15 protein-coding genes and 1 other annotated feature are annotated in these 14,261 nt (G+C 31.2%); of the genes, 1 reads left to right on the forward strand and 14 read right to left on the reverse strand.

Going from position 1 to position 14,261, the window contains the following annotated elements:
• Nucleotides 1-57: 57 nt before the first annotated feature.
• Nucleotides 58-804, reverse strand: coding sequence for a GntR family transcriptional regulator (locus LRR82_RS07345; RefSeq protein WP_249028783.1), 747 nt, complete (start codon nucleotides 802-804; stop codon nucleotides 58-60).
• 154 nt (nucleotides 805-958) lie between these two features.
• Here LRR82_RS07345 and LRR82_RS07350 point away from each other — a divergent pair, with 154 nt between their 5' ends.
• On the forward strand, nucleotides 959-1,585 hold the full coding sequence (locus tag LRR82_RS07350) for a flavodoxin family protein (RefSeq protein ID WP_249028784.1): 627 nt from the start codon (nucleotides 959-961) through the stop codon (nucleotides 1,583-1,585).
• Here the strand turns inward: LRR82_RS07350 and LRR82_RS07355 are convergent.
• The 13 genes from LRR82_RS07355 to LRR82_RS07415 form a co-directional block, all read right to left on the reverse strand.
• Complete coding sequence (locus LRR82_RS07355) at nucleotides 1,582-2,811, reverse strand: D-alanyl-D-alanine carboxypeptidase family protein (RefSeq protein ID WP_249028785.1); 1,230 nt, start codon at nucleotides 2,809-2,811, stop codon at nucleotides 1,582-1,584. The genes LRR82_RS07350 and LRR82_RS07355 overlap by 4 nt on opposite strands.
• Nucleotide 2,812: 1 nt before the next feature.
• The gene (locus LRR82_RS07360) at nucleotides 2,813-3,685 is read right to left on the reverse strand and encodes a DMT family transporter (RefSeq protein ID WP_249028786.1); all 873 of its coding nucleotides are present in this window, start codon (nucleotides 3,683-3,685) and stop codon (nucleotides 2,813-2,815) included.
• Nucleotides 3,686-3,723: 38 nt separating this feature from the next.
• Nucleotides 3,724-6,465, reverse strand: coding sequence for an isoleucine--tRNA ligase (gene ileS, locus LRR82_RS07365; protein WP_249028787.1), 2,742 nt, complete (start codon nucleotides 6,463-6,465; stop codon nucleotides 3,724-3,726).
• A gap of 44 nt (nucleotides 6,466-6,509) precedes the next feature.
• Nucleotides 6,510-6,714: a binding site (T-box leader), on the reverse strand.
• Nucleotides 6,715-7,152: a DivIVA domain-containing protein gene (locus LRR82_RS07370; protein ID WP_249028788.1), complete on the reverse strand. Its 438-nt coding sequence runs from the start codon at nucleotides 7,150-7,152 to the stop codon at nucleotides 6,715-6,717.
• Between the two features lie 12 nt (nucleotides 7,153-7,164).
• Nucleotides 7,165-7,878, reverse strand: a complete 714-nt coding sequence (locus tag LRR82_RS07375) for a YlmH family RNA-binding protein (protein WP_249028789.1) — start codon at nucleotides 7,876-7,878, stop codon at nucleotides 7,165-7,167.
• A 78-nt stretch (nucleotides 7,879-7,956) separates the two neighbouring features.
• Nucleotides 7,957-8,382: a cell division protein SepF gene (locus tag LRR82_RS07380; protein WP_249028790.1), complete on the reverse strand. Its 426-nt coding sequence runs from the start codon at nucleotides 8,380-8,382 to the stop codon at nucleotides 7,957-7,959.
• Nucleotides 8,383-8,455: 73 nt separating this feature from the next.
• On the reverse strand, nucleotides 8,456-8,695 hold the full coding sequence (locus LRR82_RS07385) for a YlmC/YmxH family sporulation protein (protein WP_249028791.1): 240 nt from the start codon (nucleotides 8,693-8,695) through the stop codon (nucleotides 8,456-8,458).
• A 25-nt stretch (nucleotides 8,696-8,720) separates the two neighbouring features.
• The gene (locus tag LRR82_RS07390; RefSeq protein WP_249028792.1) at nucleotides 8,721-9,494 is read right to left on the reverse strand and encodes a sigma-70 family RNA polymerase sigma factor; all 774 of its coding nucleotides are present in this window, start codon (nucleotides 9,492-9,494) and stop codon (nucleotides 8,721-8,723) included.
• A 51-nt stretch (nucleotides 9,495-9,545) separates the two neighbouring features.
• Nucleotides 9,546-10,235: an RNA polymerase sporulation sigma factor SigK gene (gene sigK, locus LRR82_RS07395; protein ID WP_249028793.1), complete on the reverse strand. Its 690-nt coding sequence runs from the start codon at nucleotides 10,233-10,235 to the stop codon at nucleotides 9,546-9,548.
• Nucleotides 10,232-10,963 (reverse strand): sigma-E processing peptidase SpoIIGA, encoded by a 732-nt coding sequence (locus LRR82_RS07400; RefSeq protein ID WP_249028794.1) that lies wholly within the window; start codon nucleotides 10,961-10,963, stop codon nucleotides 10,232-10,234. The genes sigK and LRR82_RS07400 overlap by 4 nt, the downstream gene beginning before the upstream one ends.
• 63 nt (nucleotides 10,964-11,026) lie before the next feature.
• Complete coding sequence (gene proC / locus LRR82_RS07405; protein ID WP_249028795.1) at nucleotides 11,027-11,791, reverse strand: pyrroline-5-carboxylate reductase; 765 nt, start codon at nucleotides 11,789-11,791, stop codon at nucleotides 11,027-11,029.
• Nucleotides 11,792-11,862: 71 nt separating this feature from the next.
• Nucleotides 11,863-12,933 carry a cell division protein FtsZ gene (gene ftsZ, locus LRR82_RS07410; RefSeq protein WP_249028796.1) on the reverse strand — a complete coding sequence of 357 codons (1,071 nt, stop codon included), beginning with the start codon at nucleotides 12,931-12,933 and terminating at the stop codon, nucleotides 11,863-11,865.
• A gap of 17 nt (nucleotides 12,934-12,950) precedes the next feature.
• Nucleotides 12,951-14,207: a cell division FtsA domain-containing protein gene (locus LRR82_RS07415; RefSeq protein WP_249028797.1), complete on the reverse strand. Its 1,257-nt coding sequence runs from the start codon at nucleotides 14,205-14,207 to the stop codon at nucleotides 12,951-12,953.
• Nucleotides 14,208-14,261: the final 54 nt, after the last annotated feature.

Raw genomic sequence — 14,261 nt, forward strand, 5'->3', positions numbered from 1 at the left:
TTTTATGTATAACATAAAATAGAATCTCTTTCTCTGTTTTCGTCCTATAAAACTAGATTATAATAAATTGATTTTTAACTCATAATCATTTGCAAGATATTTTGAAGCATTGTATTCTACTGGAAAACCTTTACTAAAAGCTTTTCTTTTTCTTTCTATTACCGCAAAAGATTCTTCTAATTGAAAATAGTCATGTTCCTTTTCAGTTGCAACATGCGCCGAAATAACTTCATTTACCGCATCAACACGATATCCCTTTTCTTCTAACATATCATATAATGACCCTTTAAAATCTTCTACTGTACAATGAATTTTAGGATTTAAGTAAGATTCAGAATGGGTAACTACCAAATTATCTACAAGATGTTGTCTAATCATAAAAATACATTTCATACTAACCGTAATTCCAAAGAAATCTCTTATTTCAGCAGGAGGTAAAGCATATTCAAGTTTTACTAATTTACGTTCTTGATTATCATTATTTTCTTTTACTCCTAAATAACTAGATTGTAAAGAAGTACTAATTAAATTATCATTTCTTATAACGACTGTACCAATCCCTCGTTCTCTAGACACTAACCCCTTAACAAAAAGTCTATCCAACGCTTTACGGACAGTTACTCTAGAGACCTCGTATTTCTCGACCAATTCTTTTTCACTAGGAATTAAATCGCCTTGTTTATAAACTTTATTTAAAATATCCGCTTCTATTATATCGTACAATTGGCTCCATAATGGTTTTTCACCTGCACCTTGAATAAGTCTCACAATAATCCCTACTTTCTTTTCACTTTCAATTCTCATTATAAGCTTTTTTCAAATTTTGTAAATGAATTTCCTTTTATAATACTAATCTTTTTCTTTATTATTTTCTTTTTTTAAAAAAGTCATACTATTTACAATCACTGAACTATAATATTAAAAAGAAACTGATTTGACAGTTAAGGGAGAAAAGAACATGAAAGTATTACTAATGAATGGAAGTTGTAATAAAAATGGTTGTACCAATCGAGCTCTTGAAGAATTTTCTAGTGTCTTACATCAAAATAATATTGAAACAGAAATCTATCATATTCCAAGTACTCCGATTAAAGATTGTATAGGTTGTGGAGGCTGTAAAGCGAAAGCAAACGGTTGCGTTTTTAAAGATGATGGGGTCAATGACTTTATTGAAAAAGCAAAAGGATCAGATGCGATTGTTTTAGGAAGCCCTGTTTATTATGCACATCCTAGTGGACGTATTTTGTCATTTTTAGACCGAGCTTTCTTTGCTGGAGGAAGTGCTTTTATGCATAAACCAGGTTTCGCCTTGGTTTCTGCTAGGCGTGCTGGAACCAGCTCTTCTTTGGACGTTTTACATAAATATTTTTCAATTGCACAAATGCCAATTGTTTCTTCAAGTTATTGGAATATGGTGCATGGCAACACACCCCAAGAAGTGGAACAAGATTTAGAAGGGTTACAAATCATTCGTCATGGCGCTAGTAACATGGTTTGGTTGCTATCTTGTATTGAACTAGGAAAGCAAAATAATATTATTGCTCCAAATAACAAAAAAACGAATAAAACTAATTTTATTCGTTAATATCTTCTTAAATACATTTTTTTATATTTGTTATAATAGCGAATACCGAAGCATATCCCTATCAAGATTAAAACAACACATAGCGCAATAAATAATGGACTTCCAAATAAGAGTGTCGTGATGCTTAATTCTATATTTTGAGTACTAATAACCTCTTTTTCATAAAGCACTATTCCTTGATAACTACAAGTAATGGTACCAATTGACTCTCCTTCTTCAATAGGAGCACTTAATTGATCAAAGTCATAAGTTATGCTTAATTCTTCATAATCAAAATCAATAGGTAGAAAAGCAATAACTTCTTGATCAATAAATACATCAAACATCATATCATCAACTGCATTTTCAACAAAAATCGAATCAACAAGATCATCTACTTGATAAACAACAGTATCTTGATATTCTACTTCTAAGTAATCAATAATAGTATTAGTTGATACAACGGGTGCACCACTAACGGTCGTATCCGCTTTTGCTGTTACAACAATAACTTCTCTTCCATTAACATCTACTAAAGAAGCCAAACAAGATTGTGCTTCATCCGTATAACCTGATTTACATCCGATAATACGGCTAGTATCATATCCATAAAGATCAGAATAGTAGACACCTCCACTTACCCAACTATGAGTTTCATTACTTGTAGCATAAGAACGTGTACTAAACACTTCTAAAAATGTTTCATTTTCTATTGCACTCTGCAATATAACCGCAATATCATAAGCAGTTGAATAATGATTTTCATCATGAATTCCCGTTAAATTAGTAAAATTTGTATTTTCCAAACCAAGATCAGCAACATATTCATTCATAGCTTCCACCATTGCTTCTATACTTCCAAATAAGTTATAAGCTAGTGCTTGACATGCATCTGCACCCGAAGGGAGGATTACTCCATATAACAAATCTTTATATGTTGTAACTTCTCCTACATAATACCATGCTGCAGAAGCGCCAGTTTCCCATATCCCATCCAAATCCGCATCGCTAATAACAACTGTTTCATCCAAATCTTCAATTGCATTAATTGCCACAATAGCAGTCACAATCTTTGTCATACTAGCAGGATACATCATCTCTTGATCCTCTTTTTGATAAAGTATCAAACCTGTTTCCTTGTCAATTGCAACAGCATATTCGCTAATTACTTCTAACGCTGATACTGGCACGATACTACTTAATAGGATCATTACTATTAAAAATGTGTTTATAATCTTTCTTTTCATTTTATTCCCTCTTTAAAAATTGTAACTTTGTTTCTGAAACAACAATAGCCATAAAAATAACTAGAAACCCTATAGCTATTCTACTTGTAATCACTTCATTATACAATAGTACAGAGAAAAAAACTCCAAAAACTGACTCCAAACTAAGCAACAATGAGGCACGACAAGGCTCTACCACATCTTGTCCCATATTTTGCAACAATAAGGAAACCATTGTAGCAAAAAAAGCTAAATATAAAACCTGTAACCAAACACTTCCTTGAATACTTGTAACAATAGTAATATCCTCAAAACCTAGTGCTACAACAAAAGCACAAATAGCACAACTACCAAATTGCATTAACGTTAAAGCAAAAGGATTTACTATTTTAGTATACTTTCGAATTAGGATAATATGTAACGCATAGAAAAATCCCCCGATTATCGTTAAAAAATCACCCATTCCAATTGTCATATCCCCTTGCAACGACACAAACCCAATTCCGACCATGCACAAAAATGCAGCTAAGAAGTTATATACATCCGGTCTTTCTTTATAAAAGACCCATGATAAAAATGGCACTATTGCACAATAGACAGCTGTTAAAAAAGCATTCTTACCTGGTGTTGTTAAAGATAAACCTACTGTTTGAATATAATAAGCTAAAAACAAACAAACACCTGTAATAAAACCTGCAGCCCATTGTTGTTTTGATAGATTACGAACATGCTTGCCAAATATAACAAGCATAAATAATGTTGCTAATGTAAAACGTACTGCAATTAGTGATGCTGGTGTTAAAAAATCAACCGCATTTTTCATCACTATAAAAGAACTCCCCCATATTAATGCTGCTCCAAATAAAGCGCATTGTCCTAAAAATGAATTTTTCATATCTCCCTCTCTAAAAATAAAGGATACGTACGTATCCTTTATTTTACTACCTCATGGCAACGATGACATACACCATCTTCCATTTCTTCTGCTTCAAAATAATTCCAACAACGTGGACATTTATGTCCATCCATTTTTTCTACTAAGATATAACTTGTATCAAATTCTTCTAATGATGTATCTGATACTAATTCTACTTTCGAAACAATGAAATAACGAGCTAAATCTTTTTCTAAAGCACTCATATCTTGGTATTCTTCTTTTAAACAAAGTTTTACTTTTGCTTCTAAAGATGAACCAATTACTTTTTCATTACGTAGTGTTTCAATTGATTTTAAAACATCTTTTCTTAATTCTAAGAAACGATCAAAATATGTTTCAATAGTTTCTTTGTCTTCTACTGTAATACGTGCTGGTAAATCTTCTAAGAAAATAGATTCTTCTTTTTCGTTATCACAATGGAAATGATCATGTAATTCTTCACTTGTAAATACTAATACTGGTGATAATAATTTCATAAATGCTTTTGCATGATGATATAATACTGTTTGCACTTCTCTTCTTCTAGGAGAATTAGCTGCTTCAATATATAAAATATCTTTTGTAAAGTCCATATAGAATGCACTTAATACATTTGAGAAATAATTAATAATTGTTTGTGTTGATTCAGCAAAATCAAAGTTTTCATAAGCATTATGATAATCTTCAATTACTTTATCTAATTTAATCATCATATATTTATCAACATCACTTAAAGATTCTACACTTACTAAATCAGTTTCACTAAAATCATTTAAGTTCCCTAATACAAAACGCATAGTATTACGGATTTTACGATAACTTTCTGCTACTTGTTTCATAATATCATCAGAAATACGTACATCTGACTGATAAGCACATGATGTAGCCCATAAACGTACAATATCAGCACCATATTGTTTTACTAGTTTTAAAGGATCTACTGTATTTCCTAAAGACTTAGACATCTTATTTCCTTTTCCATCTAAGACAAATCCATGAGAAAGAACTGTTTTATATGGTGCAAGTCCATAACAAGCTACCCCTATAATTAAAGAAGAGTTGAACCAACCACGATATTGATCACTACCTTCAAAATATAAATCTACTGGATATTCAAACCCTCTTTCTTTCATACATCCTGTATGACTTGAACCAGAATCAAACCAAACATCCATAATATCTGTTTCTTTTTTATAAATACCATTAGGAGATAATTCATTCGTATAACCTTCTGGTAATAAATCTAATACATCTCTTTCAAACCAAACATTTGATCCAAATTCTCTAAATAACTTAGAAATATGATCGAATACTTCTTTTTCAACAATTGGACTTCCATCTTCTAAATAAATAATAGGAATTGGAACTCCCCAAGTTCTTTGTCTTGAAATACACCAATCACCACGATCTTTAATCATATTATAAATACGAACATGTCCCCATTGGTTAACCCATTTTACTTGGTCAATTTGATTTAAGATTTGTTCTCTAATTTTATCTACTGAACAGAACCATTGTGCTGTAGCACGGAAGATAACTGGTTTTTTAGTACGCCAATCATGTGGATAACTATGTTTGATCCATTCCATTTTTAATAAAGCACCTAATTCATCTAACGTTACCGCTACTGTTTTATTTGCAGTATCAACATGTTGACCAGCCAAGAATTCACCAGCTTCAGCCATTAAGTTTCCTTGTTCATCAACAGGACATAGTGGCTCTAAACCATACTTCATCCCAATATTAAAGTCATCTACCCCATGTCCTGGTGCCGTATGTACACATCCAGTACCAGCTTCATCTGTTACATGGTCACCTAAAATAACTAATGTATCTCTATGATAATATTCTCCATAATCAAAGAATGGATGACGACAAGTAATACCTTCTAATTCAGATCCTTTATAACGAGCAATAACTTCACCAGATAATTCGAATTTTTCTAATAATTGATCTTTTAGACTTTCTAAGAAAAGTAATTTTCCTTTTTCAGTTTCAACAACACAATATTCATAATTTGCATTTAAACAAATAGCATTGTTTGCAGGAATAGTCCAAGGAGTAGTAGTCCAAATAACGAATCTTTCATCCCCATTTAACACACCTTTTGTATCTAATACATCAAAAGCAACAAAGATAGTTGGAGACTTTACATCATGATATTCAATTTCTGCTTCAGCTAACGCTGATTCAGAAGAATAAGACCAGTATACAGGTTTTTTCCCTTTATAAATTAAACCATCTAATGCCATTTTAGCAAATACATCGATTTGGTTTGCTTCAAATTCAGGTAATAAAGTTAAATAAGGATTATCATAATCACCAAATGTACCCATACGAATTAATTGTTCTTTTTGATTTGCTACTTGTTCTAAAGCATATTCATGACATTTTCTACGGAAATCAGCAGTAGATAGTTCTTTTCTATTTACTCCTAATTTTTGAATAGCGTTTTCAATAGGTAAACCATGTGTATCCCATCCTGGAATATATGGTACATAATGACCAGTCATTGTTTTATAACGAACAATAACATCTTTAATTACTTTGTTTAACATATGCCCAATATGCATACTTCCATTGGCATATGGAGGCCCATCATGGAATGTGTAAGCAGGTAAATCTTTGTTTTTTTCTAATACTTTGTTGTATAAATCATTTTGATGCCATCTTTCTACATAACCAGGTTCTTTTGTAGGTAACTTCCCTTTCATTTCAAATGCTGTTTTAGGCATTAATAACGTGTCTTTGTACTCCATCTTTTTTTCTCCTTTTTTCCTTAAAATAAAAAACGTCCTTCTAAAAAAAGGACGTAATATACGCGGTACCACCTTTATTCATGATAAATTCTATCATGCACTTCATTATCTTAACGCGATTAACGGCGGCCTCTACTTTGTTCAAAGCGCTACTCCAGAGTGATTCATTATAAATAACATGTTAGTTTCCACCAAACACTAACTCTCTAAAAATGTTCTTTTATAAACAGTCTCTATCGTTGTATTTCTTTAATCTTCTTTTTTAGTAGTTTCTTCATTAATTAAATGAAAAATCTCAGACTCATCAATTGTTTCAATAATATCTTGTGACATTTTTTGAACAGATGCTCGAAACTTAATAGCTTGTCCTTTGAAATCTTCCATTTCTCCTGATAATGTACGAACATAATCCAAAGATTCTTTTAAAATCATATCTGCATTACGTTTAGCCTTATCAATCAGTTCACTCGCCTCTTTTAAAGCAAGTCTAGCTATCTCTTCATTCGTCTTTTCATTAATAGTGACACGATGGCTTAACAATGAATTTTGTTGGGTCAAATTATCAACTTCATCTTGTAATTTATCAATAATTTCTTGTAGCTCTTTTTCGCGCTTATTTCTTCTTCGCATTTCTAAGTCTACTGATTCACGATCATAACCACCCAATCGCTTTTTAAGCATTACCATCTTCTCACCTCACTATTTATAAAAATATCCCTCTACCACATAATTATCAGACTTCGTTTTACGTTGTGTATCTTGTAAAACAACACGACCATGACGTTTTAGCGATATTATATCCTTATTATTACATAAAAAATTTATTTCTTCAACTTTTTTATGATTAACTTTCACAAAACCAGAACGAATATACTCACTCGCTTTTGCCCTTGAAATTTTATAAAAACTACTAACCACTTTATCCAATCGCAATGATGATACAATAAAAGTATGAATACTATACTCTTGCACTTTCATTACTTCTTTATTCGATAAACGAATCGTTACACTTGCTCTTTTGATTTTTGTTAAAGATGCTTGCAAAAAACTAGACATTCCTTTATTACAAGCAACATAAATACAATCATCTTCGATAACAATATCACCAAACATCTCTCGTTTTATACCTAAAGACATAAAAGCTCCTAAAACATCTTTATGACTTAGTGTATCAAACTTTTGATTATATTTAATTTCTACTAATTCATTTGAAAAATCTTCTTTTTCAATTTCATAATAACTAGGTGCCAATATCACTTTTTGATTTTCAGCATCCTTGATTACACCACATTTTACAATTTGAACATCCGGATTATTCCCTATAATGGATGTGATAATAGACTGATGGTACGGATTTAAAAAATCAGTACATATCATATTTTGTTTATAAACAACAGAATCTATATATCCCATTATTTTCTTTACAAAAACCTCTTCACCTTTAAAATGTTCGTACATACAATAAGAAAGTATTAGCTTTCGCTAATACTTTTATTCCTCTTCGCCTTCTTCACGTTCTAATTCAATCGATCCTTGAACACGGAAATTCTTAGGTGTACATAAGAATATTTTAGGTCCAATAACTTGAATATCTCCATCAATCGCAAAAATAACACCAGTTAAAAAATCTGTAATTCTTTTTGATTGATCTTTTTGTAAACGATGTAAGTTTACAATCGCTGCATTATTTGTACATAACAGTTCACCTATATCACGTCCATCACTGAAAGAACGTGGCTCGAATAAACTAACGTCACTTATATTACTCGCATCCAATGCACGTAAGACATTACTTGCCTTTTCGCTCTTAGGTGTCTCAAACATACTTGTTTTTTGAGTTTCATGTTTTTCAGGTAAAATTCCTTCTTCATCATCTTCATACATAAACCATTTTTTTACTTTTTCACCAACACTCACTTTAGGTTACCCCCTTCAACTTTTTTATCATTATATCATAATTATTGCAAGTTTTAAAGATAGTTTTCTCGTATTATTCATCGATTTGCACAAGAATAACATCGGAACCAATATTCATAACACAACGCATTGGAATCACCCAAGTTGGAGGCTCTTTAAAAAAACAAAATATTTTAAATAAAGTATCTTTTTCGACAACTAATGCATCAATTTTATAATTACACAAATCCACTTCTACATCAATAACATAACCTATCTTACGTCCATTCACTATATTCACAACATCTTTTGACTGCAATGTCACTAGTCTCATTTTATCACCTAGTATAACTCTATGTCTAAGCTAAAAGTTTATGTAAACTTTTTAATGCTTGTTTTTCGATTCTCGAAACCTGAGCTTGTGATAAAAATAATTCATTCGCTATTTCCATTTGGCTATTACCTTGGAAATACCTTTGTTCAATTACAGTCTGTTCTTTTTTTGTCAATGTTTTAATTGCCTGCCATAAATCAATACTCTGCTTCATAATAGCACTATCACTTGCCTTGTTTTCAACCTGATCAATTAGAGAAGTTGTCCCATCTTCAAAATTCGTCTCTTCTTGCAAAGATGCAACAACATTGGTAGAAGATAATGCTTCAACAATAATCTTTTCTTTTAAATCTAATTTTTTAGCTAACTCACTTACCGTAGCTTCTCTTTGATGGCTTTGTAAAAACTTATCCTTTTCTTGCAATATTAAATAAGCAACATCTTTAATAGACCTAGCTATTTTTATTTGACTATTGTCACGGATATATCGTTTCATCTCACCAATTATTAACGGTACAGCATACGTCGAAAAACGTAGATTATAAGTCAAATCAAAATTATCAATTGCTTTCACTAAACCAATCATTCCAACTTGAAATAAATCATCCACATTGTCTACCCTTTGAACAAATCTTTTGGTCATTGATAATACCAATCGGGTATTATCAATCACTAATTCTTCTTTTATTTTAGGATCACTTGATTCTTGATACTCTTTAATCAAGGCCATTGTTTCTTGATGTGTTAGTTTTTTACGATAAATATCTATATTGGAAATAGTTACTTTATAGTTTGCCATAATATGCCTTCTTTCAATAAGAGTGTTTGCAATTATGACAAATTTATACAGTTATTGTTGATTTAATGTACTTCTTAATTTTTTAATAATCTTTTTTTCTAATCTAGATATATAAGATTGTGATATACCTAACTTCTTAGCAAGATCTTTTTGTGTTATTTCTTCATTATTAAATAATCCATATCGTAACATTAATATTTCTTTTTCACGAGTAGAAAGATGTTGCAATGCTTCATAGAATTTTAAACGATGATCCTTCTTCTCTATTTCTTGCATTATAATATCATCACTAGTACCAATAATATCCGATAATAACAGTTCATTTCCATCATAATCCACATTTAATGGTTCATCAAAAGAAACCTCTTGTCTTAGTTTATTATTCTTTCTCAAAAACATTAATATTTCATTTTCAATACATCTCGATGCATATGTTGCGAGTTTAATATTTTTATCTATTTTAAATGTATTAATAGCTTTCACTAATCCAATAGTTCCAATACTAATCAAATCTTCTAAACCTCCATTTTGTGCCGTATCATATTTTTTAGCCACATAAACAACCAACCTTAAATTATGTTCAATCAACAAATCTCTTGCTTCATGATCTCCTTGCACTAATAATTCCAATGCTTCCCTTTCTTTTTTAGCTTTTAAAGGTGCCGGTAAAACATCATGTCTACCAATATAATATAAACTTACTTTGTTATTAAAAAATTGACGTATCTTTTCAAATATCATAATATTCCTCCCATTAACTGATGATGCAACAAAACATCATAATCCATTTCATCTACCACACCTACATAAATATTTTTTAATTTTTGTTTGTTCACTACTATTTGTTCTATCTTTGTGATATCAATTGTTCTTTGCTGAACCCCCGATGATTCTAGTTGATCCATTTCAAAATACCCTTCAATACAAGAAGAACGAATAATCATTAACGGAAAACCTTGATAATATAAGTTGTTTCCAGTATCTAAAAAAGCACTACCAATTATCTTTTCCCCTTTCCACCACAGTTCAAAATCATAGTAAAATTGATGATTCCTCACTTTTCTTTTGCTATAAAGCAAAAATAACAACTCTAATAATGCCATTACGATAAGAACCATCCCATAATAAAAGATATTACATTGACTATCTACCAAAAGAATTCCTTGAAAAAGAAAACTTCCTGTTATCAAAGAATGAAAAAAGAAAACAAGTGATAAATAGATAATTAAAAATATAGGAAAGTAAAGAAATATTTGTTTTTGATACCACCATCCAAATAACAAAAACCAATAAAGAAACAATAAATAACAATCAACATATAATCCTAGCATTGCAAAAGACAACAAACCACTTCTAAATAAAATCTCTTTTGTCCAAATAACTGTATTTAATAATACGGACATACTTTCTAAACTAATAACACAAGTAATAAATAACAAAAGATAAATCATTTCTATATATATTTCCATCTCTCCTCACCCCTTTTTATCATACTTCTTAAAAGATGAAAAATTTGTAAAAAAAAAGTAACCTTAGTTACTTGATTTTTCTACAGCTTGAATAATAGCATTTCTAAACCCATTTTCTTCTAATGCTTTTACCCCTTTAATTGTTATTCCTCCTGGAGAACATACATTATCCTTTAAAACACCTGGATGTATTTTTGTTTCTAACTGCATTGTTCCAGCTCCAATCATTGTTTGACTTGCTAATTTATAAGCAATATCTCGAGGAACTCCTTGTAAAACAGCACCATCTGCCAATGCTTCTATCATCATATAGAAAAATGCTGGACCACAACCACTGATAGCAGTTGCCCCTTTCATTTGATAAGTCGGTAAAATAACTACTTCTCCAATGCTTTCAAACAAAGAAACAGCATATTCCATTTGTTGCTCATTGAAAGTATGCATTGCTTCTAATAAAGTCATTCCTTGGCTAACCATTGCTGGTGTATTTGGCATTACAGTTAAATGTGCACTACCTGGTAAAAAGCTTTCAATTCGTGAACAATCATATCCTGTAACAATAGAAATAATCAATTTATCTTGCACACTATCCTTTATTTTCTCTAAAACAGATTCCATCACATTTGGTTTAATAGCTAAAATAACAACATCTACTAACTCCACTAATTCTTTTTCACTATTTGTAGCATGAATAGCATAAGATTCAGCTATCTTATACGTTCCAATATCATATGCATAACAATCTTCCACTTTTAAAAAGTTTGCATCCATACAACCACTAGCTATCGCACTAGCCATATTACCCATTCCAATAAACCCTACTTTCATATCCCTCTTGTATTAGGAAATAATCTCCTAACTTTTCCTTTCCCTTTATAAAAAAAGCTAACATAGTTAGCTTATATTTTACGATTTCTTAAGAATGATGATGAGAATAAATCATCTTCCGAAGATTCTTCTTCTACTTCTTGAGATGCACTGCTATAAGTTGGACTTACAGGTACTTTTTCAACTTTCTCTTCTTTATCTTCTTCAAATCCAGTTGCAATGATAGTAACAATAATTTCATCACCTAATTGTTCATTAATAGCAATACCTAAATTTGTATTAATTTCTTTCCCTACTTCTTGAGTAATCACTTCTAAAGCAATACTAGCATCTAATAAAGATACTTCTGCTCCACCTGTTACATTTACAATAGCATCAGATGCACCAGAAATAGAAATTTCTAATAATGGTGAATTAACAGCACGTTTTGCAGCTTCTTTTGCTTTATCTTCTCCAGACGCCATACCAATACCAATTAATGCATTTCCACGATCTTTCATCACTGAACAAACATCAGCAAAATCTAAGTTAATAAATGCTGGAATAGCAATTAAATCAGTAATTGTTTGTACTGCTTGACGTAATACATTATCAGCTTCTGTAAAAGCTTCACCCATTGGACGATTTCCAATTAAATGTAATAAACGTTCATTTGAAACAATAATAATAGAATCTACATTTTCACTTAATTCTTCTAATCCAGCATTCGCTAAATTTCTTTTTCTTCCACCTTCAAAATTAAAAGGTCTCGTAATAACAGCAACTGTCAAAGCTCCTAATTCACGAGCAATTCTAGCAATAACAGGTGCCGCACCGGTACCAGTACCTCCACCCATACCAGCAGCAACAAATACCATGTCTGCTCCTGATAAAGCTTCACGAATTTCTTCTTCTGATTCTAATGCAGCTTTACGTCCAACATCTGGATTACCACCTGCTCCTAATCCTTTTGTTAGGTTTTTCCCTAACGTAATACGATGTTCTACTGGAGAACGATGTAGTACTTGTTCATCTGTATTAGCAACGATGAAATCAACGCCTTTCACACCACTTTCAGTCATACGGTTTACAGCGTTATTTCCACCACCACCAACACCAATTACTTTTATTTTTGCGATTTCTTCATAAATCATTTCATCCATTGTTTCTTCCTCACTCTCTAGTCTTCATTAAATAACTGTTCTAGTACTTTCCCAAGTTTGATTGGTCCTGTGTTTTTTGTTTGTGTTTTTGTAAGTCCTTTAAATCGTAAGGACATTGTAGAGCTAACATCCGGTAATACTAAAGATGGTTTATATTTACCTAGTATCTTTGATCGCTCTACTAAATAATACATCATCCCTAATGCACCTACTTGAGCTTGATCCCTTGCTCCAATCGTATCCGGTCGATAAATTCGAACAGGCGCTCTTAATATTTCACTAGCTACATGATCTAACAAAGTTAATTCACTGCCCCCACCTACTAATACAATTTCTTTATTATGCACTTGTTCAATGATTGCTAACTTCTCATGAATAACAGCCATCACTTCTTTTGCTTCTTCATTTAAGATTCTTGTTAAATCTTCTTGTGTATAAACAATATCTTTTCCATCAACTACCGTCGTATGAATAATATCATTTTGACCAACATGTGCTTGCAATGAACCATATTTAATCTTATACGCTTCTGCTTGATTCATTGCTATTTGAAACTCACTAGCAATACGCTTTGTAAAATTATATCCTCCAACATTACATGTTGATAAATAACTAATATAACCATCTTGGAAATAAGAGATAGTTGTCATCTTATAACCAAAATCAATTAAGATTGCTCCTTCTTGTAAATAAGCCATATCAAAAGCTTCTTTTGCACAAGAATAAGCATTTAAACCAATCTCCAACACCTCTACTCCTGCACCTTCTACCGCTTGTAAATAAGGATATAGAACAGACTTTGGTGATGTCACAACCAAAGAATCAACAACTAATGATTTTGATTTCTTATTCAAAGGCACTTCATAACTAGATTCTCTATCCGTATGATAACAAACAGGAATAACAGAAATAATCTCATCTTTGTTTGATTTACTTATTTTTGAACCTAATTGCAATGCTTTAATAACATTTTCACTTTCAACAATATCTTTTGTTAGTGTAACACTCCCACTACCAGTATATAGTTTTGTATGTATACTCGGGACATTCAAAGCCACCGATGTAATTGTTGTATCTAAATCATGTTGAGCTTCTTGTAATAAATTACGAATATCTCTACTTACTGCATTCACATCCACTATTTTACCTAACTTAACTCCATGACTAGGAATTTTCTTTGCAAATAAAATATGTATGTTTGATTTTAATGATTCACCTACAAGTAGTTTGATTGTTGCACTACCAATATCTAGTACGACATATATATCTTTCATTGCGTTCCTCCTATTTTCACTTAATTAAATTATAGCATAATTTTTTTTAGATTA

Origin of the sequence: Tannockella kyphosi, assembly GCF_021054785.1 — a bacterium.
Taxonomy (GTDB): domain Bacteria; phylum Bacillota_I; class Bacilli_A; order Erysipelotrichales; family Coprobacillaceae; genus Tannockella; species Tannockella kyphosi.